General features: G+C 63.0%; 25 protein-coding genes and 2 pseudogenes. 15 read left to right on the top strand and 12 right to left on the bottom strand.

From position 1 onward, the window contains the following. Positions 1 to 6: 6 nt before the first annotated feature. Positions 7 to 630, bottom strand: a complete 624-nt coding sequence (locus Q1V57_RS11205) for a LysE family translocator (protein ID WP_300530686.1) — start codon at positions 628 to 630, stop codon at positions 7 to 9. 6 nt (positions 631 to 636) lie between these two features. Beyond that, positions 637 to 1,377 carry a TetR/AcrR family transcriptional regulator gene (locus Q1V57_RS11200; protein WP_300530683.1) on the bottom strand — a complete coding sequence of 247 codons (741 nt, stop codon included), beginning with the start codon at positions 1,375 to 1,377 and terminating at the stop codon, positions 637 to 639. On the opposite strand from Q1V57_RS11200, the gene Q1V57_RS11195 reads away from it, so the two are divergent. Continuing rightward, on the top strand, positions 1,376 to 2,137 hold the full coding sequence (locus Q1V57_RS11195; protein WP_300530680.1) for a CPBP family intramembrane glutamic endopeptidase: 762 nt from the start codon (positions 1,376 to 1,378) through the stop codon (positions 2,135 to 2,137). The two genes, Q1V57_RS11200 and Q1V57_RS11195, sit on opposite strands and share 2 nt — an antisense overlap. On the opposite strand, the gene recF is transcribed toward Q1V57_RS11195, so the two are convergent. From recF to mutM, 6 genes are all read right to left on the bottom strand, one after another. Continuing rightward, positions 2,134 to 3,285, bottom strand: coding sequence for a DNA replication/repair protein RecF (gene recF, locus Q1V57_RS11190; protein ID WP_300530677.1), 1,152 nt, complete (start codon positions 3,283 to 3,285; stop codon positions 2,134 to 2,136). The two genes, Q1V57_RS11195 and recF, sit on opposite strands and share 4 nt — an antisense overlap. A gap of 17 nt (positions 3,286 to 3,302) precedes the next feature. Then, positions 3,303 to 4,421, bottom strand: coding sequence for a DNA polymerase III subunit beta (gene dnaN / locus Q1V57_RS11185; protein WP_300530674.1), 1,119 nt, complete (start codon positions 4,419 to 4,421; stop codon positions 3,303 to 3,305). 144 nt (positions 4,422 to 4,565) lie between these two features. Then, on the bottom strand, positions 4,566 to 5,996 hold the full coding sequence (gene dnaA / locus Q1V57_RS11180; protein WP_300530671.1) for a chromosomal replication initiator protein DnaA: 1,431 nt from the start codon (positions 5,994 to 5,996) through the stop codon (positions 4,566 to 4,568). Between the two features lie 490 nt (positions 5,997 to 6,486). Further along, on the bottom strand, positions 6,487 to 6,753 hold the full coding sequence (gene rpsT / locus Q1V57_RS11175) for a 30S ribosomal protein S20 (protein ID WP_300530668.1): 267 nt from the start codon (positions 6,751 to 6,753) through the stop codon (positions 6,487 to 6,489). Between the two features lie 110 nt (positions 6,754 to 6,863). Continuing rightward, positions 6,864 to 7,640 carry an enoyl-CoA hydratase gene (locus tag Q1V57_RS11170; protein ID WP_300530665.1) on the bottom strand — a complete coding sequence of 259 codons (777 nt, stop codon included), beginning with the start codon at positions 7,638 to 7,640 and terminating at the stop codon, positions 6,864 to 6,866. Between the two features lie 189 nt (positions 7,641 to 7,829). Continuing rightward, positions 7,830 to 8,693 carry a bifunctional DNA-formamidopyrimidine glycosylase/DNA-(apurinic or apyrimidinic site) lyase gene (gene mutM, locus Q1V57_RS11165; protein ID WP_300530662.1) on the bottom strand — a complete coding sequence of 288 codons (864 nt, stop codon included), beginning with the start codon at positions 8,691 to 8,693 and terminating at the stop codon, positions 7,830 to 7,832. 91 nt (positions 8,694 to 8,784) lie between these two features. Between mutM and Q1V57_RS11160 the strand changes: the two genes are divergently transcribed. The 8 genes and pseudogenes from Q1V57_RS11160 (at position 8,785) to Q1V57_RS11120 (ending at position 16,660) form a co-directional block, all read left to right on the top strand. After that, positions 8,785 to 9,477, top strand: a complete 693-nt coding sequence (locus Q1V57_RS11160; RefSeq protein ID WP_300530659.1) for a fatty acid desaturase CarF family protein — start codon at positions 8,785 to 8,787, stop codon at positions 9,475 to 9,477. A gap of 65 nt (positions 9,478 to 9,542) precedes the next feature. Continuing rightward, a complete protein-coding gene (locus tag Q1V57_RS11155; protein ID WP_300530656.1) occupies positions 9,543 to 10,325 on the top strand; it encodes a class I SAM-dependent methyltransferase in 783 nt (260 codons plus the stop codon). Positions 10,326 to 10,428: 103 nt separating this feature from the next. After that, positions 10,429 to 11,970: a 2-polyprenylphenol 6-hydroxylase gene (gene ubiB / locus Q1V57_RS11150; RefSeq protein WP_300530653.1), complete on the top strand. Its 1,542-nt coding sequence runs from the start codon at positions 10,429 to 10,431 to the stop codon at positions 11,968 to 11,970. A 53-nt stretch (positions 11,971 to 12,023) separates the two neighbouring features. Then, positions 12,024 to 12,578 (top strand): protoglobin domain-containing protein, encoded by a 555-nt coding sequence (locus Q1V57_RS11145; RefSeq protein WP_300530650.1) that lies wholly within the window; start codon positions 12,024 to 12,026, stop codon positions 12,576 to 12,578. 59 nt (positions 12,579 to 12,637) lie between these two features. Next, positions 12,638 to 13,832, top strand: a pseudogene (gene coaBC / locus Q1V57_RS15930) (bifunctional phosphopantothenoylcysteine decarboxylase/phosphopantothenate--cysteine ligase CoaBC). 67 nt (positions 13,833 to 13,899) lie between these two features. Beyond that, positions 13,900 to 14,355 (top strand): dUTP diphosphatase, encoded by a 456-nt coding sequence (gene dut / locus Q1V57_RS11130; protein ID WP_300530641.1) that lies wholly within the window; start codon positions 13,900 to 13,902, stop codon positions 14,353 to 14,355. A gap of 102 nt (positions 14,356 to 14,457) precedes the next feature. Continuing rightward, positions 14,458 to 15,411, top strand: a complete 954-nt coding sequence (cysK, locus tag Q1V57_RS11125) for a cysteine synthase A (protein WP_300530638.1) — start codon at positions 14,458 to 14,460, stop codon at positions 15,409 to 15,411. Positions 15,412 to 15,538: 127 nt separating this feature from the next. After that, the gene (locus tag Q1V57_RS11120; RefSeq protein WP_300530635.1) at positions 15,539 to 16,660 is read left to right on the top strand and encodes a serine hydrolase domain-containing protein; all 1,122 of its coding nucleotides are present in this window, start codon (positions 15,539 to 15,541) and stop codon (positions 16,658 to 16,660) included. Here Q1V57_RS11120 and Q1V57_RS11115 read toward each other — a convergent pair. After that, a complete protein-coding gene (locus tag Q1V57_RS11115; RefSeq protein WP_300530633.1) occupies positions 16,657 to 17,955 on the bottom strand; it encodes a DEAD/DEAH box helicase in 1,299 nt (432 codons plus the stop codon). The genes Q1V57_RS11120 and Q1V57_RS11115 overlap by 4 nt on opposite strands. 95 nt (positions 17,956 to 18,050) lie before the next feature. Here Q1V57_RS11115 and moeB point away from each other — a divergent pair, with 95 nt between their 5' ends. After that, a complete protein-coding gene (gene moeB, locus Q1V57_RS11110) occupies positions 18,051 to 18,788 on the top strand; it encodes a molybdopterin-synthase adenylyltransferase MoeB (RefSeq protein ID WP_300530630.1) in 738 nt (245 codons plus the stop codon). Here moeB and Q1V57_RS11105 read toward each other — a convergent pair. The 3 genes and pseudogenes from Q1V57_RS11105 to Q1V57_RS15925 form a co-directional block, all read right to left on the bottom strand. Next, positions 18,785 to 18,988 (bottom strand): hypothetical protein, encoded by a 204-nt coding sequence (locus Q1V57_RS11105; RefSeq protein WP_300530627.1) that lies wholly within the window; start codon positions 18,986 to 18,988, stop codon positions 18,785 to 18,787. The two genes, moeB and Q1V57_RS11105, sit on opposite strands and share 4 nt — an antisense overlap. An 86-nt stretch (positions 18,989 to 19,074) precedes the next feature. Beyond that, a complete protein-coding gene (locus tag Q1V57_RS11100; RefSeq protein WP_300530625.1) occupies positions 19,075 to 19,974 on the bottom strand; it encodes an MBL fold metallo-hydrolase in 900 nt (299 codons plus the stop codon). 120 nt (positions 19,975 to 20,094) lie between these two features. Continuing rightward, a pseudogene (locus Q1V57_RS15925) lies at positions 20,095 to 20,214 on the bottom strand (hypothetical protein); the annotation flags it as partial. 76 nt (positions 20,215 to 20,290) lie between these two features. Between Q1V57_RS15925 and Q1V57_RS11090 the strand changes: the two are divergent. From Q1V57_RS11090 to Q1V57_RS11070, 5 genes are all read left to right on the top strand, one after another. Further along, on the top strand, positions 20,291 to 20,851 hold the full coding sequence (locus Q1V57_RS11090; protein WP_300530619.1) for an SH3 domain-containing protein: 561 nt from the start codon (positions 20,291 to 20,293) through the stop codon (positions 20,849 to 20,851). 86 nt (positions 20,852 to 20,937) lie between these two features. Continuing rightward, complete coding sequence (gene fabA / locus Q1V57_RS11085; RefSeq protein ID WP_300530616.1) at positions 20,938 to 21,456, top strand: bifunctional 3-hydroxydecanoyl-ACP dehydratase/trans-2-decenoyl-ACP isomerase; 519 nt, start codon at positions 20,938 to 20,940, stop codon at positions 21,454 to 21,456. 15 nt (positions 21,457 to 21,471) lie between these two features. After that, a complete protein-coding gene (gene fabB, locus Q1V57_RS11080; protein ID WP_300530613.1) occupies positions 21,472 to 22,686 on the top strand; it encodes a beta-ketoacyl-ACP synthase I in 1,215 nt (404 codons plus the stop codon). A 31-nt stretch (positions 22,687 to 22,717) separates the two neighbouring features. After that, positions 22,718 to 23,533 (top strand): enoyl-ACP reductase, encoded by an 816-nt coding sequence (locus tag Q1V57_RS11075; RefSeq protein WP_300530611.1) that lies wholly within the window; start codon positions 22,718 to 22,720, stop codon positions 23,531 to 23,533. 222 nt (positions 23,534 to 23,755) lie between these two features. Continuing rightward, positions 23,756 to 25,312, top strand: a complete 1,557-nt coding sequence (locus tag Q1V57_RS11070; protein ID WP_300530608.1) for a hypothetical protein — start codon at positions 23,756 to 23,758, stop codon at positions 25,310 to 25,312. The last annotated feature ends 25 nt before the right edge of the window (positions 25,313 to 25,337 follow it).

Below are 25,337 nucleotides of genomic sequence, written 5' to 3'. Positions count from 1 at the left end.
AAGCCGTCAGCGCGTGAGCAGAACAAGGGAGATTGTGACCATCACCAGTCCCGTCACAATATCGGCGCCACGACGGACCGATGGACGCTCAAGCCAGTTACGGGCCCGGTGAGCACTGATGATGTAGAGCGCCGCCGCCGGCACGGCGAGGACGATCATGATCGCCACCATGGCCGCATAACTCACGGGCGTGATCATCTCCAACGGCACGAAAGCGGGCAGCAGGGTGAGGTAGAAGACAATCGGTTTCGGGTTGGACAAGGGCATGGCCACACCAGCGACATAGGTCGCGGCCCAGCCACGCTTGGAGCCGGTGGGGAAGACCGGTTTGGGGCGCGCCCCGGTCCAGGCACTCCAGAAGGCCTTGAAAGCGAGCCAGCCGAGATAGCTGGCACCAATGATCTTGGCCGCGAGCCAGAACGGCCCAAGGGTCTCGGCCAGGGCCGATAATCCCGTCACCGCCAGGGTGAACCAGAAAATATCCCCCGTCAGAATACCGACCCCGTACATGCCCGCATGCCAAGGACCGGTGTCCAGCGTGCGCGCGATCATCGCGGCTATGCCGGGGCCCGGGGTCAGGAAGAGCACAACCAGCGCGCCGGCAAACAGAACCAGGTTTTCAAGCGTCATGGCGCGTCAGTCCGCCTCGGTCACGAGATAGCCATAGGCGAAATCGGCGATTGCCCGGACGAAGTCCAGCTCGCTGACTGTCATTTGCGACCCGACACCGTCATCCGGGTAGAGCGCCCGCTCGGTCAGGGCGGTGTTGAAATGATAGGCCAGCATTTCCGTTACTTCGTCGCGCGGACGCCGGACCTCGCCGGGAAAGGCATCGATCAGGGCCCCGAAACTGGCCTGGCTTGCAGCCAGCAGCGCATCCCATTCCGCGCCGACAAGATCGGGGCGTAAACGGGCATACAAATGCGCTTCACGCGCAATCGCCCGCTCCTGGGTGAGAAACTCCCAGGACTGGGTGGCCAACTGCCGCAGAACCCCTTTCAGACCGCTTTGCGGATCAACGGCAATACCGCCGCTGGGCCCGGTGAAACCATCCAGGCGCTGTTTGTAGATCTCGAACAGGACCGGAATAAGCGCGTCCTTATTCTCAAACCGGCGATAGACCGTGCCGACCGCCAGCCCGGCCTCCCGCGCTATATCCGCCACCGTGATCTCAGCAAACGGTCGCGCGCGCAACAAAGCCTCCAGTGCTTTCAATAGCTTGTCGCGAGTTGCACGCGATCTCGACTGCAATGCAGGCCGGGCACCTTGACTCACAGTGTCACTCTCCGTATTTGTGAATGCGAATTCGCATTCACAAATAGTGTGCCATGGTCCGCACCAGACAGGCAAGCGGGCACAAGCAGGAGCGTCAGTCATGACCGGGATTATTGAATGGATCGGGTCCGAGCCCTTTATCAGCGCCGCGCTCGCGGCCCTCGCCCTTTTCTTTCTCACCAACTGGTGGCGGGAAGGACGCATCAAGGCCCAGCTCAGCGCGGCCGGGCACAATGCCCGGCTTCCGGTCTATAACGCGCTGATGGTGCAGTTGTGGGGCCTGACCGCCCTGACCCTGGCGCTCTGGCTCGTTTCCGGCCGTTCGCTCGCTGAGATCGGCCTGCTCGGCATGGAAGACGGCTGGCGCAGCTGGACAGGCTGGGGCCTTGCCCTAGCCGGTTGCACCTACATGCTCTGGCTCCTGGTTCAGGCCGCCCGGTCACGCAAGGCCCGGATCGAATTGCGGCGGCAGATCGGCGACAGCGGTGACCTGGATATGATCCGGCCGGAAACGAGCGCGGAATATCGCCGCTTCAACTGGGTCGCGATCACCGCCGGTGTCACCGAGGAAATCCTCTTCCGTGGCTTTCTCATTGCCGTATTTGCGCTGTGGATGCCGGTCTGGGTTGCCGCCATTGCGGCCCTCGCCGTTTTCATCGCCGGCCATTCCTATCAAGGACCGTCCGGCATGCTGCGGATCCTGCCCATCAGCGTCATTCTGACCCTGGTCTATCTGCTGTCCGGTTCACTCTGGCCAGGCATTGTGCTTCATGCCGTGGTTGATCTGGCCGGCGGCGGATTATTCCGCATAACCGCGCACTATGAGAACCGCGATGCCGAGGCCGGTACCGCGCAAGCCTAGCCGGGCTCGACCGCTGCCTGGTCCACGCGCAGGAACTGGGCCTGGTCTGCAAATGGCTCAAACAGGACGCGCTCGACTCCGGTCAACCAGGCCTGCGACCCGGTCGCGATAATCTCCTGGGCCAGGCCTTCACGCCGCTGGGCATCGAGATGGGCGCAGGCCTCATCGAACAGCAGCAAGGGCGCCACGCCCCAATTTGTAGCCAGCACACGTGCCTGGGCCAGGGTGAGGGTCAGGATCAGCGCTTTCTGCTCACCGGTTGAACAGTCCGCAGCGAGCTGCTGCTTGTCGCGATGATGCGCGATAAGCTCGGTCCGGTGCGGGCCGCGGGTCAGCGTTCGGCCGGCCGCACCATCACGGCCTCGACCGGCCTTGAGCGCCTCGAGAAACCGGTCTTCGACCTCTCCGGCCGGGAGGCCCTCGGCGAGATTGTGTTCGACATCACCGTCGAGCCCGAGATCCGCCCGCGGAAAGGCCCCGTCGGGCCGGTCATCAATCGCAGCCTGCAGGCGGATCAACGCGTCCAGCCGGGCCGCCGCCATGGCCACACCATGCCCCGCCATTTCGCGCTCGATCGCGTCCAGCCAAGCCGGGTCTGCGCGACCTTCATCGAGCAGGCGCTGACGCCGGGTACGGGTTTTTTCGTAGGCGATCGCCGCTTCGCCATGAGCCGGATCTGCCGCGTAGACCAGGCGGTCAAAGAATTTCAGACGGTCCGCGCGCGGCCCGGCAAACAGACGGTCCTGGGCCGGGGTCAGCCAGATCATCGGCGCCAAGCGCGCCAGGGCGGCCTGGGAGGCATTCTCGCCATCGATCCGGGTTTCCCGGCGCCCCCCGGCCTGAACCCCGACACCGACCCGATAGCGATCCGCGCCCCGCTCCAGCTCAGCGAAAACGGCCCAGCCCGGCGCCTGCAGCCCGTCATGCTTGCGCGCGACGGCATCACTGCCGGCGGAGCGCATACCCTTGCCCGGGGCAAAGAAGGAGATGGCTTCAAGCAGATTGGTCTTGCCGGCGCCGTTCTCGCCATAGAGCGCAACTGGCCGGGCATCGAGCTCCAGCCCGAGCCCGCCATAGCAGCGAAAATCGGTGAGCTGTAAACGACGAACCGCCGCAGGCGGAGCCGGCGGCGGTTGCGTGTCAGTCATGCCGGAAAGTCCGTCCGTCACACTCGCAGCGGCATCAGCACGTAAAGCGCATCACTGTCGCCGCTATCGGTGACGAGTGCCGGCGAGGCGCTATCGGCGAAGTGGAATTGCGCCTCATCGCCTTCGATCTGACCGGCTACGTCGAGCATGTAGCGGGCATTGAAACCAATCGCGAAGCTCTCATCATCATAGGAGACAGCGAGCTCCTCCTCGGCCTGGCCGCTTTCCGGGTTATTGACCGCCAGGGTCAGGGTTTCCGGTGCCAGGGAGAGTTTGACCGAACGGGATTTCTCCACCGAGATGGTGGCCACACGATCAACGGCTTCGGCGAAACGCTTGTTCTCAACCGACATCATGCGCGAGTTACCGCGCGGAATGACCCGCTCGTAGTCCGGGAAAGCACCATCGATCAGCTTGGACGTCAGCACCGCATTGCCCAGGCGGAAGCGGATCTTGCCCTCTGAAACAGAGACTTCGACCTCTTCCTCGGCATCTTCAAGCAGGCGGCGAACTTCCTGCACCGTCTTGCGCGGCACGATCACGCCCGGCATGCCGTCCGCACCCTCGGGCAGATCAATCTCGGCCAGGGCCAGACGAACACCGTCGGTGGCGACAGCACGCAGCGTCTTGCGGCCATCGGTGTCGGCAGCGTGCAGATGAATCCCGTTAAGATAATAGCGCGTCTCTTCCGTCGAGATGGCGAACCGGGTCTTGTCGATCAGACGCATCAGATCACGCGCTTCAACGGTGAAGCGATGTTCCAGTGCCTCGGTCGGCATGACCGGGAAGTCGCCCGGCGGCAGGGACGGGAGCGAGAAGTTGGAACGCCCGGCCTTCAGCGTCAGGCGCGGATCGGACCCGTTCATCTCCAGGGTGACATCAGAACCGTCGGGGAGCTTGCGGGCGATATCATACAGCGTATGCGCCGGCGCCGTGACCAGGCCTTCGCCATCACTGGTGGCTTCGGTGGTCTCCAGGATTTCGATGTCGAGATCGGTGGCGGTGAAATTCACACCATCCGGGCCTGCCGTGATCAACACGTTGGACAGGATCGGAATCGTATTGCGCTTTTCAACGACGGCCTGCACGTGGCCCAGAGCCTTAAGGAGCGTTGCGCGCTCGATCGTCAGCTTCATGTTTCGTGTTCCGCTTTCAGCGTCGGCCAGATACGGCGGGCCCGTTGGCCTGCCGGCGGCAAATCAGGTGGGTGAAAGAGGATACATGAAAACCCGCAACCGCAAGAACTTTCTCCAGCGGTTGCAGGTTTTCATGTTGGTAGTCTAAAGCCCGCGCAGTCCGCGAACCAGCGCATCCACGTCCTGGGCCAGCGGATCGCCCGCCTCGATCATCGACGTGACCTTGTTCACCGCATGAATGACGGTGGAGTGATCGCGACCGCCGAAACGGCGTCCGATATCGGGCAGGGACCGGGTCGTCAGCGTCTTCGACAGATACATGGCGACGTGGCGCGGGCGGACAACGGACTGGGTCCGGCGCTTGGAGCAGATATCCGCAGCGGTGACGCCGAAATGATTGGCAACCGCCTTCTGGATTTCATCCACAGTCAGGCGCTTTTCCGAGCTCAGCGAAAGATCGCGCAAGGCCGAGGTCACCGCATCCATGGTCACCGGCAGGCCCAAGAGGGCTGTCCGGCAGATGACATTGTTCAGCACGCCTTCCAGCTCGCGGGCCGAAGAGGTGATGCGGGCGGCGAGGAAGTCGCGCACGGACTCCGGAACATCAAGCACCGGATAATGCCCCTTGGCCTGGGCGATCTTGCAGTCGAGGATCTGGCGGCGAAGATCGAGATCCGGCTTGGACAGCGGACAGGACAGCCCGCCGGTCAGCAGCGAGCGCAGACGCTCATCTCCCATCGGCAGCTCGGCCGGCGGGCGGTGCGAGGCAAGCACGACCTGTTTGTTCTCGGCGATCAGCGCCGCGATCGTGTGCAGGAACTCATCTTCCGTTTTCGGCTTGCCGGCGATGAAGTGGACATCATCGATCAGCAGGTAATCGACATTGCGGATCGCTTCCTTGAAAGCGATCGTGTCGCGCGCCTTCATGGCGGTGACGAAACCGGAGAGGAATTCTTCTGCCGTCAGATACAGCGCCTTGCGGCCGGGCTGGTTCTGCTCAACGGCGGAGGCCACAGCGTGCATTAGGTGCGTCTTGCCGACCCCGTAATCGCCATAGAAGAAGACCGGGTTGAACGGCGGCGTCGGCGCGCTGACCATGGTGCGCGCAGCCGCAGCGGCGACTTCATTGGCCGGACCGACACGGAAGGTGTCGAAGGTGAAGCGCGGCTCTTCGCGAGCGGGCGCGGACGTCGTTGCCGGCTTGGCGACGGTTTCGCGCGCCTCGACCTTTGCCGCTCGCGGAGCAACTGCCGGTTGCGGCTCTTCCTGACCCTCGGCGAGAAGGTAGATCTCACGCAAAGCCGGATCGGTTTCAGCCCAGATTCCGCGAATTCGCGCACCGGCATGGTCTTCAACCCAATCCCGGTTAAACGTGCTCGGCGCCACGATGATCACCGCACCACTCTCAGACAGGCGCACGCGCAAACGTGCGATTTCTTGCGAGTAAAGTGCCCCACCAAGCTCATCGCGCAGACGGGCGCGAACCGTACGCCAAACACTCGAAATAACGTCCGCCCCGGACGTGTCAAAACCGGATGCCGAAGCATCGGAAACAGCAAATTTGTTCAACGCCATCGTTAGCCACACTTCTAGTGTATCCTGCATCGAGGCAGGCTTCAGGTGTTTGTTTTTATGGCTTAATCCCCCCCTGGTCCGATGCGCGGTTTGCGCCACCGGTTCCGGAAATTTTTCCGCTTGGGAATGATCGCCCTCAGACGCCCAAAGGTTACGCTTTCCCTAAAACCGGTCAACAGGATTTCGCGCCTCGAAATGGAGATTCTTCGCTTGACACGGGAAATCCGTGAACGGATGGGCGCTTGCGATTTATTACAATTTTGCGACGGCCCGGACGGTGATTTTTTGCAACGAGATTCGCGCGTTTGAACCGTTGTGAGATCACTGTTTCTGGGAAAAGCAAGCCGTCCGTACGCAGACAAATTAATTTATGACCTCTCACTTCACCGGACCCTGAAATTTGGGGGCCGGACGCTATTGCAGCGCACAAAGAAAAACACCCGCAACTCGCGTTACGGGTGTTTTCCAAACTATTGAAGTCGGTAGCCGCTTAGGCGGTCATCGACTTCACGCGTGCCGCCAGGCGGGAGACCTTGCGGGAGCCGGTGTTCTTGTGGAACACGCCCTTGCCGACTGCGCGCATCATCTCGGACTCGGCCGAAACGAGTGCTGCCTTGGCAGCCGCCTGATCGCCAGATTCAATAGCGAGCTCGACTTTCTTGACGAAGGTGCGCACACGCGAACGGCGGGCCTTGTTGACAGCCGTACGGCGCGCGATCTTGCGGACCATTTTCTTGGCCGAAGAAGTGTTGGCCATGAGTGCAAACCTCTTGTGCGGCCGGAGCGATAAACCCCGGCAAAAACCGTGAGCGGCGGCGTATAGGCCTTGTGAGGCCGGGCGTCAACCACTCTATCCGCTAGAAAGCCCTAGCGGTGCTTGAAATGTGCAGCCCGCTTCTCAGCGAAGGCGGCCATGCCCTCGGCCTGATCTTCAAGCGCGAACTGGGACTGGAAGACGCGGCGCTCGAAACGGATACCCTCGGTGAGGCTCATTTCGAAGGCGCGGTTGACCGTTTCCTTGGTCATCATTGCCACCGGCAGGGACTTCGACGCGATCGTCTCGGCCGCGTCCATGGCGACGTCGAGCAGATCATCAGCCGGCACGATGCGCGAGACCAGACCGGCGCGCTCGGCCTCCTCAGCATCCATCATGCGGCCGGTCAGGCACATATCCATGGCCTTGGCCTTGCCGACAGCGCGCGGCAGGCGCTGGGTGCCGCCTGCGCCCGGCATGACACCGAGATTGATTTCCGGCTGACCGAACTTGGCGGTATCGGAGGCGATGATGAAGTCGCACATCATGGCGATCTCGCACCCGCCGCCCAGCGCGTAGCCGGACACAGCCGCGATGATCGGCTTGCGGAAGCGGGCGACAGATTCCCAGGTTTCAGCAAACGGGTCGTGCTCGAACAGGCCGACAAAATCGCGGTCCTGCAATTCCTTGATATCGGCACCGGCCGCAAAAGCCTTTTTCGAACCGGTCAGGACAACACAGCCGATCTCGCCATCGCGCTCGAAATTCGCCAGCGCGTCGGTCAGCTCGGTGGTGAGCTCGTCGCACAGCGCGTTCAGCGCGGAGGGGCGGTCCAGCGTAATGACGCCAACCCGGCCTTCGGTTTTAACCTGGATCGTCTTGTAGGCCATTCAGGCACTCCATTTGACGGCGCGGGCTGCTGCCCGCAGGAAAATCGGCGGCTGCTATAGCGCAGCCATCCCCATGGGTCGATAGGGGCGGGACTCTCGGTCGCAGCTGACGCTATTCGCTCGTTTGGCGACGGACAAGCACAACCCGACCCATTGCGCGCAAGAAGGCGCCTGCGTCACCCAAACGCATCAGCGCTGGCAGCGGCCGCAGAAAAAGGTCGAGCGCCCGGACTGGACAATGCGTGAAATCTTGCCCTCGCAGCCCTCCGTCGGACAGGGCTCACCCTCTTGGCCATAGGCGCGGAAGCGGTGCTGGAAATACCCCAGCGCCCCGTCGGCCCCGGCGAAATCACGCAAGGTCGACCCGCCTGCATCGATGGCCTCATTGATCACGTCCCGCACCGTGACGGCCAGGCGCCCGGCACGCACGCCGGGAATGGTCCGGGCCTCGCGGCGCGGACTGATATGGGCCCGGTGCAGCGCCTCGCAGACATAAATATTGCCCAACCCGGCGACCACGCGCTGGTCGAGCAGGGCCGCCTTGATCGGCGTTTTCTTGCCGGCCAGCACGCTGTCGAGATGAGCAGCGGAGAAATGGTTGGAGTTCGGCTCCGGCCCGAGACCGGCCAGGAACGGCACCGCAGCTTCGTCATCGGTCATGAACATATCCATGAAACCGAAACGCCGCGGGTCATTATAGCGGATGGTGACGCCCCCCTCGACCTCGAGCACGACATGATCATGCTTGGGATCGGCGACCGGCGCATAGACAAAGTCGCCGGGCTGCTGGTGCTGATCATCGGCCTCGATCGAGAACCGCCCGGTCATACCCAGATGGACCAGCAAGGTCTCACCGCTCGACAGCCGCACCAGCAAGTATTTGGCGCGCCGATCCAGGCGCTCGACGGTAACGCCCTGCAACCGCTCCTGCATGCGCTCGGGAAAGGGGAAGCGCAGATCGGCACGATTGAGACGCACAGAGGTCAGCCGCCGCCCTTCAAGGGCAGGGATAAGGCCACGGCGCACGGTTTCAACTTCGGGAAGCTCAGGCATGTAAATTTTATTTACTTGAATTAGAACACATTTTTGCCATTTCGGCGCGATTACCTCCGCCCCGTCACGCTAACGGACCAAGAGGTAAACCATGGACGTGATTGCAGCAAACCTGCCCGGCGCAGGTCTGTTTATTCTTCAGGTCGCGGCCGGCATTCTGCTCGCCGACCTGATCAGCGGCGTCTTGCATTGGTGGGAAGACACCTATGGAGACCCGAAATGGCCCGTCATCGGCCCCGCCATTATCGCACCCAACATCCTGCACCATGCCGAGCCGCTGGCCTTTACCCGGTCTGGCTATTGGCGGCGCAACCGGATTGTTTTCATCATCGCCGCCCTGTTCGGTCTGGCCTTCTGGGCTCTGGGCTGGATCAACCCGCTTACCGTCACCATGCTGATCGCCGGCGCCCATGCCAATGAGATCCATGTCTGGTCGCATATCGCCCGGCGCAAACGCCCGGCCCTGGTACGCTGGCTGCAGGATCAGCACGTCCTTCTGACCCCGCAGGAACACTGGGCGCACCATTCAGGCGCCTTCAACAAGCGCTATTGCACGATCACCAACCTGATCAATCCAGTGCTTGATGAGCTGCGCGTCTTCCGCATTGTCGAAGGCTGGGTGGAAGGCTGGCACCGCCGCCGGCCCCGCGATGAGGAAATGGGGATCGCCCCCATTGCCCGCGGCCGCCGGGCCCTGTCACGAGCCCGCCGCTTCGTCGCGGCGCTGGGTTGGGGTATTCGCCGCAATCTCGGCCAGGCCAGCCATCTTGCCATGGCGGCCTAGGCTGCGGCATTTGGCACCGCTCCGGCCGCTTTGCGCCGGAGCGGGCTTGCCCTATGGTCCGCGCCATGACCGAAACTGCTTCCAACGATACTGTTTCCTTCGGCTTTCGCGACGTCAAAACCGGCGAGAAGGCCGGCCTGGTTCGCGGCGTCTTTGACCGTTCGGCCCGCCGTTACGACCTGATGAATGATCTCATGTCGCTCGGCGTTCACCGGGTCTGGAAGGATATGGTCATCACCCGCGCCAATCCGCAGCCCGGCGAGGTCCTCATCGACGTGGCCGGCGGCACCGGCGATCTGGCCCGCAGCTTTCTCGACAAGGCTGATCGCGCAGCCACGCGCCGCGGATCAGCGGCCAAGGCCCAGGCGGTCGTGCTCGACATCAATGAGCAGATGCTGCGCGCCGGGGTGAAGCGCGGCCTGAAGCCGGCCCATGACGGCCGCATTGACTGGGTCACCGGCAATGCCGAATGCCTGCCCCTGCCCGATCGCTATGCCGACTGCGTGACCATCTCGACCGGGATCCGCAACGTTACGGACCGTGCCAGTGCGCTGAAGGAGATGCGCCGGGTGCTGAAGCCGGGCGGGCGCTTCTTGTGCCTGGAGTTCACCAAGCCGACCAGCCGCGGCTGGGAGAAACTCTATGACGCCTGGTCCTTCAATGTGATGCCGGAACTCGGCCACTACGTCGCCAAGGATCGCGAAAGCTATCAATACCTGGTGGAATCGATCCGCCGCTTCCCCGACCAGGAAAGCTTCAAGGCCGAGATCGAAACCGCCGGTTTCCGCAATGTGAGCTATACCAATTTCTCCGGCGGCATCGCAGCCCTGCATACCGGCTGGGCTTGAGCCCGACCCAAGAGGGTCGAGGGTGGCTGAGTGGCACCCCGCACCACCCGCGACTTCACGCCGCCCTCGCCAAGCCGGTCGCGGCGCTCTAAACCCCTGTCCCATGTTCTCGACGCTGATGTCCCTCGCCCGTTTGCTGCGGGCCTTGATCACGCTGGCCCGGCATGACGCCATCTTGCCAGCGGAGTATCAGTCGCTCTATCCGGCACCCGCCCGATGGGTCGGCCGGGTCACGCGCCTGTTGGCCATGCGGGACAAGGCCAGCAATCCCGGTGAGCGCCTGGCCCGGGCGCTTGAGAAGCTGGGACCATCCTACGTCAAGTTCGGCCAGGTCCTGGCCACGCGCGGCGATGTCATCGGCGAGCGCTTTGCCCGCGGCCTGGCGCGCCTACAAGACAAGATGCCGGCCTTCGATGAAGCCGAGGCCCGCGCGATCCTGGAAGCCGAACTCGGCGCCCCGGCAGACGAGATCTTCTCTGAATTCGGGCCGGCCATCGCGGCGGCCTCGATTGCGCAAGTGCACAAGGCCCGCACGCAGGATGGCCGCGACGTGGCGGTCAAGATCGTGCGCCCGGATATCGAGGCCCGCATTGCCCGCGACATCCGCGCCCTGTCGCTCGGCGCCCGCCTGGCCGAGCGCCTGGCCCCGGCAAGCCGGCGTCTGGAACCGAAGAAATTCGTCGAGACGGTCGCCCGCTCTCTGGTGCTGGAAACCGATCTGCGCCTGGAAGCGGCCGCCGGCTCGGAATTGGCCGAAGCCAGCGCCGCGGTTGAAGGCTATCGCATTCCCGCCGTCGACTGGCCCCTATCGTCCAAACGCGTGCTAACGACGCAATGGATTGACGGCATTGCCCTGTCGGACATGGACGCGATTGAGGCCGCCGGCATTGACCGCACGGCTCTGGCCACGACCATGACGCGCGCCTTCCTCGGCACCGCCCTGCATCGCGGCGTGTTTCATGCCGACATGCATGCCGGCAACCTCTTCGCCGCCACCGACGGCACGCTGTGGGCTGTCGATTTCGGCATTATGGGCCGCATCGGCCGGGCCGAGCGGCGCTTCCTTGCCCTCATCCTGCACGGTTTCCTGACCCGCAATTACAAGGCCGCGGCCGAGGCGCATTTCATGGCCGGCTATGTGCCGGCCTCGCATTCTGTCGACGATTTCGCCAGCGCCCTGCGCGCCGTCGGCGAGCCGATTTTCGGCAAACAGGCCGATGAAGTCCCGATGTCGCGCGTGCTGTTGCAATTGTTCGAGATCACCGATCTCTTCGACATGCGCCTGCGCCCGGAACTCGTCATGCTGCAAAAGACCATGGTGCAGTGTGAGGGCGTGTCGCGCATGCTCGATGCCAAGCACGACATGTGGGCAGCCTCGGCACCGGTGGTCGAGGAGTGGATGCGTCGAGAACTCGGCCCGGAAGGCCAATTGCGCGATATGGGCGAGGATCTGACCCGCCTGCGCGATGCCGCCCGGCGCCTGCCCCAGGCCATCGAGGACTGGGCCGATATCGGCGAAAAGCTGAAATCCGGCGAGCTGAAACTCGGTGGCGGCCTCAAGCTGCGCCCCTGGGCGGCCCGGCTGGCCTGGCTCGGCGCGGCCGCGGCGGCAGGTGCCGCTGCCACCTACTGGGCGTTTACCTGAGCTAAACCTAAAACAAAAACCGCTTCGTAACGAAGTTGTGGTTGTATCCTTGCATGGCAAGCACACAAGACCCTTACGCCGAGTTGCGAGCGCTCGAGCGGGAGTTTTTCCGCATCGATGACGATGTCGTGCGCCGCATCCGCAAGCTCAAACCGCGTTTGATGGACTATGCCGCCCGGGCCCTGGACACGGTGTTCGACCATCTCAAGACCAATCCCATCGTTGCGGATTATTTCGCCGATGAGGACAATCTCGCCTTCCTGACCAGCGGCATGCTGGCCCATTGTGATCGCGTGCTCAGTGCCCGCTTTGATGCGGACTATTATGAAGCCGTCAGCCAGATGGGCCTGCGCCATTCCAAGCTCGATTACCCATCCTTCGTCTACACCGCCGCCTATTCCAACATGCTGACCTCGATGCAGCAGCGGGCCGCCAAGGACAAGAAACGCTTCTCCGACGAGGATGCCGCGGCGCTCAACCGCATCGCGCTTTATGATGTCGAGCTGGCCCAGGCGGCGTTCTTCCAGCACCAGATCGAAAAAGTCCGCGCCCTCAATGCCGACATGGCGAAGGTGCAGCACCTCATCGACCGGCCGAATGCGGCCTGAAACCCTTGGGCTTTTGCCGCTGAACGGCTAAATACCGCTCAGCACCCAAGGAGTGGTCCGTGGCGGATAAACGTATTCTTCTCATCATTGGCGGCGGCATCGCGGCCTATAAGAGCCTGGAATTGATCCGCGAGCTGGCGCGCCGCTCGATCGGTTCGCGCTGCATCCTGACCAAGGCCGGCGCGGAATTCGTCACCCCGCTCTCAGTCTCTGCCCTGTCCGGCGACAAGGTCTATGGCGAGCTGTTCAACCTCACCGACGAAGCTGAGATGGGCCATATCGAACTGTCCCGCTCTGCCGACCTCGTCGTCGTCGCCCCCGCTACGGCCGACCTGATGGCCAAGGCCGCCAATGGTCTGGCCAATGATCTTGCCTCGACCACGCTGCTGGCGACCGACAAGCCTGTGCTGATGGCCCCGGCGATGAATGTGCGCATGTGGGAACACCCGGCCACCCAGCGCAATCTGACCACGCTCAAAGGCGATGGCATCAGCTTTGTCGGTCCCGATGAAGGTGAGATGGCCTGTGGTGAATTCGGCCCCGGCCGCATGGCTGAACCGGCCGTGATCGCCGAAGCCATCGAGGCGGCCCTGAATGGCTGATACGCTGACCGGACGCCGTATCATCGTCACCGCCGGACCGACACTGGAGCCGATTGATCCGGTCCGCTTCATCTCCAACCGATCCTCGGGTCAGCAAGGCTATGCGATCGCTCAGGCCTGCGCCCATCTCGGCGCCGAGGTGACCCTGGTGTCCGGACCGACCGCCCTGCCGGACCCGCTCGGGCTCAAGACCGTGCGTATCGAGACAGCGCTGGAGATGCTCGATGCCGTAGAGACCGCTCTGCCGGCTGATGTCTTCATCGCCGTCGCCGCTGTGGCCGACTGGCGCCCGGCCAACCGGGCCGAGAAGAAGCTCAAGGTCGACAAGTCCGGCTTTACCGGGCTGGAACTGGTCGAAAACCCCGACATTCTCAAAACCATCGCCAACCGGGAGCAGAACCGCCCCGGCCTGGTGATCGGCTTTGCCGCCGAGACCCATGACGTGGAGCAGCTCGCCATCGCCAAGCGCGCGCGCAAGGGCTGTGACTGGATCGTCGCCAATGACGTCTCCGGCGATGTCATGGGCGGCAGCCATAACGAGGTCTCGCTTGTCACCGCTCAGGGCGTCGAGCACTGGCCCTCCGGCCCCAAATCCGCCATCGCCGCCCAACTGGCCGGGCGCATCGCCGACGCGTTGATGCAAAACGCCTGAGCCGGGACTGGCGCTGACGCGCAAAGCCCGTTCAAATGCGCCCCGCCTGCAAAGAGGGGAGCGCGCCATGAACACCGTCACCGTCCGCATCAAGCCGCTGGAGCATTATGACGGCCTGCAATTGCCGGCCTATGAAACCGCCCAGTCCGCCGGCATGGATCTGCGCGCCGCCGTGGCCGAGGACGCTCCCGTGACCATCCCGCCGGGCGAATGGCGCCTGATCCCGGTCGGCATCGCCATTGCCCTGCCGGAAGGCTATGAGGCCCAGGTCCGCCCGCGTTCCGGCCTCGCCGCCCGCCACGGCATTTCCTGCGTCAACACGCCGGGCACGATCGACGCGGATTATCGCGGCGAGATCCACGTCAATCTGATCAATCACGGTCAGGCCGACTTCAACGTCAAACGCGGCGACCGCATCGCCCAGATGATTATCGCCCCCGTCATCCAGGCGGCCTGGGAGGTGGCGGATGAACTCGACGAGACCGCGCGCGGAACCGGCGGGTTCGGCTCGACGGGGGTCTGACGCCCTCACAACACGGTGATCGCGCCGAAATCACGCCGATTGCACGCTGACATCGCACCGCAGAGACACTAAATCCCCGCCAGAAACACGCAGGAGTCCGACATGATCAGCACCAAAGGCCGCGGCCGTATATATTCCTCGATTGCCGAAACCATCGGCGACACCCCCTTGGTGGAGATGTCGAAATTCGCCGAGGCACACGGCGCCAAGGCGCGCATCCTGGCCAAGCTGGAATTCTTCAACCCGCTCGCCAGCGTCAAGGACCGCATCGGCGTCGCCATGATCGATGCGCTTGAAAAGGCAGGGAAACTTGGCCCGGACGCGGTGATGATCGAGCCCACTTCAGGCAATACCGGTATCGGCCTGGCCTTCGTCGCCGCCGCCCGCGGCCACCGTTTGATCCTGACCATGCCGGAATCAATGTCGATCGAACGCCGCAAGCTCTTGCAGTATCTCGGCGCCGAACTGGTCCTGACCGAAGCCGCCAAGGGTATGAAGGGCGCCATCGCCATGGCTGAAACCCTGCTCAAAGACACCCCGAATGCCGTCATGCCCAGTCAGTTTGCCAACCCGGCCAACCCCGAAATCCATCGCAATACCACCGCGATCGAGATCTGGAATGACACCGATGGCGGCGTCGACGCGCTGGTGTCGGGCGTCGGCACCGGCGGTACGATCACCGGCATTGCCTCTGTTTTGAAAGAGAAAAAGCCCGGCGTGCGCATCGTTGCGGTGGAACCGACCGACAGCCCGGTCCTCTCCGGCGGTGATCCGGGCCCGCACAAAATCCAGGGCATCGGCGCCGGTTTCGTCCCGGACATTCTCGACACCGGCCTTATCGACGAAGTGATAACCGTCTCAAATGACGACGCTTTCGCCACGGCTCGCGAAGCCTCCCGCCTCGAAGGCGTGCCCGGCGGCATCTCTTCAGGTGCGGCTCTCAAGGCCGCCGCCGAACTGGCCCAGCGCGATGACATGGCCGGCAAGACCATTGTCGTCATCCTCGCCAGCTGCGCCGAGCGCTACCTGTCTACAGCGCTGTTTTCAGAGGACTAATCCCGCCCCCTGAACGCGCCCTCATCAGAGGGGATACACCCTGCAACTGTCCCGCTAGGCCTTAAACCCTTCTGCGTGTCTTATACCTGCGGGCCGGGGATATTCCGCGCACTTCTAGGGGGACATTATGCAATCCAATTCAGTTCGACAGACGCTCTTTGCCAGCTGCCTGACCGGCGCAGCCCTGCTGCTCACACCCGCAGCACTGGCCCAGACGCCCAATGACCCAGCCTTAGCAGAACTGGCCGAAACAGCACGCCAGGACGCCGGCGCGCCCGCTGCGGCCATGATGCGGATGTATCAAGGGGAGGTGCGGATAGGCGTCGCCGGCCTGCGCGATATCGACGACAGCATCGAGGTCACCCCGGACGATCTCTGGCATATCGGCTCCAACACCAAGTCGATGACCGCCACCCTCATCGCCCGTCTGGCCGAGCAGGGTGTGATCAGCTGGGACGATACGGTCGAACAGCATCTCGGCGAGGCCATCGACAATATCGATCCAGGCTTTGCGGACGTCACCTTCCGCCATTTGCTCAGCCATTATTCCGGCGCCAAGGCGAATATCGGCATGTTCCACATGATGCGCTTCCTGATCGAAGGTAGCGATGGCCGCCCGATGCCGGAACAGCGCCTTGATTATGCAGGACATATCCTGTCACAATCTCCTCAATCCGAACCGGGCACCAGCTTTCTCTACTCCAATGCCGGCTATGTCATTGCCGGTGCCATGCTGGAACAAGCGACCGGCGAGGCGTGGGAAACCCTGATCGCCCGCGAGGTTTTCGAGCCCCTGGGCATCGACGATTTCGGCTTCGGGGCACCGGGATCAACCGACATCGTGGATCAGCCCCGCGGTCACCGTGGAGGCCTGTTCGGCGGTCTTACCTCCCAGACCGGTGCAGAGGGCGATAACCCGCCGGTACTCGGGCCGGCCGGCACGCTCCACATCTCCCTGCCCGATTATGCCCTGTATTTGCAGGCCCATATTGATGGCGGCCGCGGCGTGGAGAGCGATTTTCTGACCGCAGAGAGCTGGGACATTCTTCTGACACAGCCCTTCGACACCCCCTATGCCATGGGCTGGGGCCTGGGATCGGACGAGCTCCAGCACTCCGGCTCCAACACCTTGTGGGTCATGCATACGGCCGTGGTGCCTGAGCAGGATTTCGGTGCGATTGTCGTCATGAACCGGGCTATTGACCGGTCAGGCGGGCAGTTATTGCGGGCGATTTCCGAGGCCGACTAGGCCACGCTCAGCGGCGCCGGGTCACAAAAGCTCTTCACGTCGAAGATCCGCGGATCGGAAATGATGTCACCCGGTGTCAGGGGGCGCGACAGCTCCAGCCCTTCCAGCGAGCGGGCCCGGGACAGCGCCACATAGGCCTGGCCATGGGCAAACAGACGCCGGGCGAGGTCGAGATAGACCTTGTCCAGCGTCAGCCCCTGGGCCTTGTGGATCGTCATCGCCCAGGCCAGGCGCAGCGGATACTGGGTGAAACTGCCGGCCGTCGTCTTGGTCAGGGCCTGAGCGGCGGGATCGAAAGCATAGGCATTGCGCTCCCACTTGGCCGGTTCGACGGCATAGACCTGATCACCGATACGCACGCGCACCGCCTTCTCGTCAAAACCCTCGACCTCCCCGAGCGTCCCGTTGACCCAGCGTCCGGACGGGTCATTACGGGTGAGCATCACCCGGGCACCGATCTTGAGCACCAGCGGCTCCTCGGCCGGGAAGAGGCGCGGGTCAAACTGGCCCTCGACCTTGCCCTCATAGGCGCGTTCAGGCGTTTGCAGCCCCTGGATCCGGGCCTGGTTGATGCGGAAGGCGGCTTCATTGGTCGAGGTCAGCACGACATGGGACAGGCTGGCCTCCAGCCCGGACCGGCCGGTGACCCGCTCATTCAGATCAGCCGCCTCGTCGGAGTTCAGATCACCATCGCGCACAGCGTTGAGAATGTTGATGAAATACTCGTCGGTCTGGCGAAAAACCTGTTCCAGCTCGACCAGGGTGAAACCGGCATCGCGGAAGGGCGGCGGGTGGAAGAAGAAGGGCCCGCCATATTTGGCTTCCAGATATTCCGCCTCCGCGCCCTGAACCACGGGCGGCAATTGCGCCAGATCCCCCACCAGGACCACCTGTACCCCGCCAAAGGGCTCATCGATCTCGCGATTGAGCCGCAGCGACTTGTCGATCGCCCACATCATGTCGGCCCGGACCATGGAGATCTCATCGATCACCAGGGTCTCCAGCGCCTGCACCACACGGCGATGGCGCACGCGGCGGATATCACGCGCCTCGATCAGACGCGGCGGGAAATGGAAGAAGGAATGGATCGTCTGCCCGCCAGCCTGCATCGCCGCCACACCCGTCGGCGCCAGCACCGCAGCGCGATTACCGGCCCGGCGCAGAAACTCGCGCATCAGCGTCGTCTTGCCGGTCCCGGCCCGTCCGGTGAGGAAGACATGCGGCTTGTCCTTGCCCAGCCAGTCGAGCAGGCGGGTCTGATGGTCGGAGAGCTGCGGGGTGGGGAGGGTGGACATGGGGCAAGTGTGATCGCGTTCGCAGCCGGAAGGAAGACGCAAGCCGCAGAGATAAGGTCTTGATCCGGCGCGCAGGCTCAGCCACCTCTTGGCCTATGAGCATCGATATCGAACGCTATGCCCGCCATATCGTCCTCAAAGAGGTCGGCGGGCCCGGACAGCAAGCGCTTTCCAAGGCCCATATCGCGCTGGTTGGCGCTGGTGGGCTGGGGGCGCCCGCAGCGCTGTATCTGGCGGCGGCCGGTGTCGGCACGCTCACCCTGATCGATCCGGACACGGTCAGCCTGGACAATTTGCAGCGCCAGATCCTGTTCACCAGCAATGATGTCGGCACCCCCAAGGTCACGACCGGCGCAGCCGCGCTGCAGGCCCTGAACCCCGCCATCACCATAAAGACGCACCCCGTTGCCCTAGATAGCGCCAATGCCGGCCCGCTATTGGCCGAGGCGGATCTCGTTCTCGATGGCTGCGATAATTTCGAGACCCGTTTCGCCGTCGACGCTGCGTGCCGGGCGCTGGGCAAGCCCCTGATCTCGGGCGCTGTCGGACGCTGGGATGGACAGGTTGCGCTGTTCAACGCCACCCCTGCCTCGCCGTGTTATCGTTGCTGGGTGCCGCAAATCCCGCCGGACGCCGAAACCTGCTCCCGGGTCGGCATTGTCGGGGCCCTGACCGGCGTTATCGGATCGATGATGGCACTGGAAGCGATCAAATGGGTCTGCCAGGCCGGGGACAGCCTCGACGGGCGTATTTTGCTCTATGACGGCCTGTCGATGACCAGCCGGACAGTAACGCTCGGCAAGGACCCCGCCTGCCCGGGATGCGGCAGCTAGCGCCGCGCCGTCGCGTGCAAACCCACACCGATGGCCAGTCCGGGCGCAAGCCCGAACAACGCCCCCAGCCAGACATTGGCGGTCGCGACAGTGATAATGCCCCAAAGGATGACGCCGGCGCCAAGGCCGGCGGCAAAGCCGAGCGGACGGGTGCGCAAGGCTGGCGGTTTGGGTTCGGACGGGTCGGCGGGTGTCTTCATGACACCCGTTCTAGACCCTCAATCCTTCCCGCAATCTGGTTGCGGATTTAAATCTTCGACAGAAACCGAAGATTTACAGCCGGTATCTACTGGCGCGCGACGGCGTCATTAAAGAGCGTTTCGACCATGCGCTCGGTGGTGATGAAACGCCAATTCCAGTCGTCATGATAATCGGCCAGCGGTTCCGCTTCGCGTACCGCAGCGAGGTCAGCCCCGCCCTCAACGAGAGACCGGACCCGGAAGGAGGTTTCCTTCAGCATGTCGATCGAGGCCTGGATATCGGCGCGCGTCGAAAGCGGGCCATGACCGGCGATCACCACAGTCTCATCATCCGCCAGCTCATAGGCGTGCTCGAGCGCGGCAATGAAACCATCAACTGTGCCGCCACTGCCCAGATCGATATAGGGGAAGAGGCCGGAGAACAGGATGTCCCCCATGTGCAGGACATTGGCTTCACGGAAATAGACAATGGCATCGCCATCCGTGTGAGCGGTCGGCAGGTGGGTGACTTCGATGGTCTGACCATTCATGTGGAAGGTCAGGTCATCGCCGAACGTCAGCACCGGCAGGGTGGCCGGGCGAATCCAGTCGGCATCGCTGTCTTCCAGACGGCGGCGGATATTGTGATGTGCCGCCACGGTAGAGCCTTGCTCGGCGAAGTGGGCATTGCCGCCGGTATGGTCACCATGCCAGTGCGTGTTGACGATGAAGCGCGGCGCGCCCTCACCGGCGATTTCCACAATAGCGCCCTCGATCAGGCTTCCGGTATTGGGCAGCTGATCATCGATCAGCACCGCGCCGTCCTCACCGATCAGGAGGCCGAGATTGCCGGCAATCCCTGTCGACAGCATGTAGAGCCCATTGCCCAGTTCGGTGGTTTCAACGCTCGGGCCCTCATCCTGGTGAGCGGCGAATGCGGTTGCACTATGCGCGCCGGCAGCCGCCAGAGCAGCGGTCATGCCGGTAATGGCGAGACGAAAACTCATGATTGTCCCCTTCGTTTAGTCCGGCGTCGCTCCGCCGTCGTCCTTTCCGGATATAGGGGTATTTCTTCCGTTTTCATCATCACCATCGGTTGATGAGCCGCCAGACACACTGAATGCAGCCCCGAAGGCGACGCCCAGCGCGATACCCAGGGCGATATTGTCCAGCGCCGCGCCAAGCGCGACACCAAGCGCGATACCCGTGCCGATCGCCGCACCGCTGGTGATTATTCGTCGTGCCATGCCATCCTCCGTTTAAGCCCTGATTTACCGGCCGTTATCTATGATGGGACAGAGGGAACAGGTCAGGGAGAGTTCCATGTTGCGTATCGTGTCCAGCCTTACACTTGCCTTGCTCGCGTCGACCGCGCACGCCCAGGCTCGGATGGACGACACGCCGTCTGGCCAGCCGGTTCCGCGTTTTGTCAGCCTCAAATTCGATGCCTCGCATGGACGCACCGGTCCGAGCATGGCGCACCCGATCGCCTGGGTATACCGCCGGGCCGGCGTGCCGATGGAAGTTATCGCGGAAACGGAAAACTGGCGCCGCGTCCGCGATCCGCAGGGCGAGATCACCTGGATGCATCGCTCCATCCTCTCCGGGCGTCGCGCTGCGATGACGCAGGAAGAAACCATCCTGCGTGCCCGGGCGGAGGCCGATGCTCCGATTGAAGCCGTCGCCGAAGCCGGCGTTATCCTCGAACTCGACCGCTGCCGCACCGGCTGGTGCCGCGCCGAGGCCGGCGGATATCGCGGCTGGGTCAGCACGGACGGCCTGTGGGGCATCTATCCGGAAGAGCGTAGCGCCGAGGATCAGGCCGGGCGTGACGGCAGCCCCGCCTTGAGCGCCTCCCTTACGCGTGATACCGCTCTGCGCTGACCCGCCGTCTCGGCCTTCCGGACGGCCATCGATACCCAGCCCCGCGGCCGCATTGGCCGGCCGCCACGGCGCAACCGACCGGCTACATGACCGAACGCCAAAGCTCTTTCAGCTATGAAGACCTGATCGCCTCCTCCGACGGCCGCATGTGGGGCGAAGGCCGCTCCAAACTGCCCGCCCCGCCGATGCTGATGATGGATCGCATCCTTCACATTGATGACGATGGCGGCGAACACGGCAAAGGCCATATCGTGGCCGAGCTCGACATCAAGAAAGACCTCTGGTTCTTCGACTGCCACTTCAAAGGCGATCCGGTCATGCCGGGCTGTCTCGGCCTTGATGCCATGTGGCAGCTGGTCGGCTTTTTCCTGTGCTGGAAAGGCAATCCGGGTCTCGGTCGCGCCCTCGGCGTGGGCGAGGTGAAGTTCACGGGCCAGATCACGCCGGACGCAAAGGTCGTGCGCTATGTCATCGATCTCAAGCGTGTCATCCAACGAAAACTGATCATGGCCATCGGCGATGGTCACGTCGAAGTCGACGGCAAAATCATCTATACCGCGAAAGACCTGCGCGTGGGCCTGTTCCAGCCCGGCGAAATGGCCTGATCGAGGAGTTCCATCATGCGTCGTGTCGTTATCACCGGTCTCGGTGTGATCTCTGCCATTGGCAATAATGCCGAGGAAGTCACCCAGTCCCTGCGCGAGGGCAAAAGCGGCATCGGCCGCATGGATGACTTCGCCAAATACGGATTCAAATGCCAGGTTGGCGGCAAGCCGACCGTGGATCCGGCCGACCATGTCGACAAGCGCGTCTACCGCTTCATGTCGGAAGGCGCCGGCTGGAACTATATGGCGATGGAGCAAGCCATTGCCGATGCCGGGCTGCCGGAAGACGACATCTCGGACTACCGCACCGGCATCATCATGGGTTCCGGCGGTCCGTCGGCCGGTACCATCGTCAACGCCGCCGATGTGACCCGCGAGAAAGGCCCGCGCCGTATCGGCCCGTTCGCCGTGCCCAAGGCGATGAGCTCGACCGCGTCGGCGACCCTGGCCACACCGTTCAAGATCCTGGGTGTGAACTATTCCATCACCTCGGCCTGCACGACCTCGCTGCACTGTATCGGTGCGGCAGCGGAGCAGATCCAGTGGGGCAAGCAGGACGTCATGTTCGCCGGCGGTTGCGAGGAAATCCACTGGGCCCTGTCGAACCTGTTCGACGCCATGGGCGCTATGTCGACCAAGTATAACGACACGCCGGAACAGGCTTCCCGTGCCTTTGACAAGGACCGCGACGGTTTCGTCGGCGGTGCCGGTGCAGGCGTTGTCATCCTCGAGGAATACGAGCGCGCCAAGAAGCGCGGCGCACCGATCTATGCCGAGATCACCGGTTATGGCGCCACTTCGGACGGCTATGACATGGTCGCTCCGTCCGGTGAGGGTGCTGTGCGGTCGATGAAGCTGGCGATGGAAACCGCCGGTTCCGACATCGACTACCTCAACCCGCACGCCACCGCGACTCCGGTCGGCGACATCAAGGAGATGGAAGCGGTCAAGGAAGTCTTTGGCGATAAAGCACCGATGATTTCCGGCACCAAGTCAATGAGTGGCCATGCCCTTGGCGCGGCCGGCGTGCACGAAGCCATCTACACGCTCTTGATGATGAAGAACGGCTTTGTCGCCCCGTCGATCAACGTCTTCGACATGGACCCGGATATCGCCGCGCTCAACCTGCCGATCGTCACCGAAACGCGCGAGGCGGAGATCAAGACGGCGATGTCGAACTCCTTCGGCTTCGGCGGCACCAACGGCACCGTCGTTTTCCAGAAAGTCTAACACCAATCACGTCAAACGAGGGGGAACACCCATGGCGGACACGGTTTTTCCAGCAGGTGAGCTGATGAAAGGCAAGCGCGGGCTTGTCATGGGCGTCGCCAACAAGAATTCCATTGCCTGGGGCATCGCCCAGCAATTGGCGGCTCAGGGCGCCGAGCTGGCGTTTTCCTACCAGGATGAAGCCCTGGAACGCCGCGTGCGTCCGCTGGTGGAAAGCCTGGACGGTGAGCCGATGATGATCCAGGCGGACGTCACCAATGACGCCTCCATGGATGCCTGCTTCAAGGAAATCGAAGCGAAATGGGGCAAGATGGACTTCCTGGTCCACGCCATTGCCTTTGCCGGCAAGGACGAGCTGGTCGGCTCCTTCACCGAGAACACCACCCGCGAGGGCTGGCGCCGGGCGATGGAAATCTCGGCCTTCTCCTTTGTCGATGCCGGCAAGCGTGCCAGCCATCTGATGAATGATGGCGGCTCCATGGTCACCCTGACCTATCTCGGCTCCGAACGGGTTGTGCCGTCCTACAATGTCATGGGCGTCGCCAAGGCAGCCCTGGAGGCCTCCACCCGCTATATGGCCCGCGATCTCGGCCCGCAGGGCATCCGCGTCAACGCGCTGTCGGCCGGCCCCATGCGGACCCTCGCCATGGCCGGTATTTCCGGCGGCAAATCGCTGATGAAGACCGGCCGCGAATGGTCGATGATGAAGGAAGACACGCGCATGGAAGGCGTCGCCGGCGCCGCGCTCTACCTTCTTTCCGATCTGGGGCATTCCTGCACCGGTGAAACCCTGCATGTCGATGCCGGCTTCCACGCTGTTGCCGTGCCGTCGATGGACGAAGACTAGTCGTCCTCAATTCACTTCGAAAACGCCCCGTCGGAGCACGTCTCCGGCGGGGTTTTTCTTGCGCCGAGCTCGCGTCGTCACCGCGAAGCCACACCTCCGCCGATGTTAGCACTAACCGGAATTTTTCTCGGGTTTAGACATTGCTGCCAAAGGCCAATCTGCTTAGCCATGACTGGGTCGGGGGTCGCTTGACGCGACCAACTAGGGAACAGGAACACAGTTATGAAGAACAAGCTCCTTGCGGGCACGGCCAGCGTTTTGGTGCTGGCAGCGACCGCAATGCCGGCTCTGGCAGACGATGATGATCGCATCTCGGCGCTGGAAGCCCGTATCGAACAACTCGAACAGACCAATGCCCAGCTGCTGCAGTATCTGGAGGCGCTGACCGCCGAGAACGGCATCGTCGTCGAGACCGAGGTGGAGACCGAGCTGCATCACGGCGAAGTGCATGAAGAGCGCCGCGTCGTTGTCGCCATCGACACCGAGGGCGGTGCGGGGGCAACCGCCCAGGTCCATGTCATCGACAATGCGGGTTCGGGTGGCCTTGTCGGGCTCAACTCCGAATACAGCTACGCTGTGCTTGACCACGCCGAAGGCTCGAACACGCGCCAGCTGACCCAGCTACGGGCCATGCAGGACGGCCAGCTCAATAATCGTGTCACCTTCGGTGGCGCGATCACGGCCCTGGCGAACTATCAGGAGAGCAATTCGGACACCAAGTTCGGCTGGCTGATGCGCCACCCGACCTCGGCCAACCAGATCGGCGAGGAAGTCTCCGAACTGGTCGTGCACTCTGCCCAGTTGCAGACCACGGCCCGCTTCACCGACAACATCACCGGCTTTGTCGAACTGCTCTACAATCCGGAACAGAGCTTCGGCTCCGGTACGCTCACCGACCTCAACCGCAACCAGGTCCAGGTTCGTCGCGCTTACGTGCTCTGGGGCAATCTCGATGAAAGCCCGTGGTATGGCGCCATCGGCAAGATGGATACGCCCTTTGGCCTCAATGACACGGTGAGCCCGTTCACCAACTCTACCGTCTGGCACTCCTTCGCCGGTCTCGCCTATGGCGGAACGGTCGGGTATTCCGCGGACGGGCTTCATGTCCGGGCCATGGCGATCCAGGGCGGGGCCCAGTTCCGCGCCGCCAATACGCCGGTTGAAGGCACCAATGTGCCCTCGCGGGTCAATAATTTCGCCGTTGATGCCAATTACACCGGCGATCTCGGGGTCGACAGCGAGTTCATGCTCGGCGCCAGCTACCAGCATGGCAGCCCCTATTGCCAGGCCTATCCGGTCTTCCACTTCAACCCGTGCGAAGAGAATAATCCGGCCTATTCGGTGTATGGCCGCCTCGATCTCGGCGCCCTGCGCCTGCTCGGCGAATATGCCCGCACCACAGACGAGTGGCCCGGCTCGGCGGTTCCGATCCCGTCCAATCCGCTCTCCGTGTTCGAAGCGGTGGAAACCACGTCCTGGGGCTTTGGCGGCCGCTACGCCATCGACACCGGCCGTGACGAGCCTTTCTACCTGTCGGCGGAATTCTCCACCTTCATCGCCGGTGATGAGGGCGCGCCGTGGGAACGTCAGAACCAGTGGGTGCTGGGCGGTTCCTATTTCGTCACCCCGAGTGTCAATGTGTTCGGCGAGCTGATCCGGACCGAGGGCTGGGTGCCGCTCAACTTCCTGTCCGGCGGCAATCTGCCGGACGGATCAAGCTGGTCGGAGAGCGATGCGGAAACCAATGTGATCACGCTGGGTATCCAGGCCGCCTTCTAAACCGGTCTGACCGCGCAAAAACAAA

The organism is Maricaulis sp. (genome assembly GCF_030149425.1).
GTDB lineage: Bacteria > Pseudomonadota > Alphaproteobacteria > Caulobacterales > Maricaulaceae > Maricaulis.
Note: the sequence above shows the minus strand (reverse complement) of the source record. Positions and strands in the feature narration are given on the sequence as shown.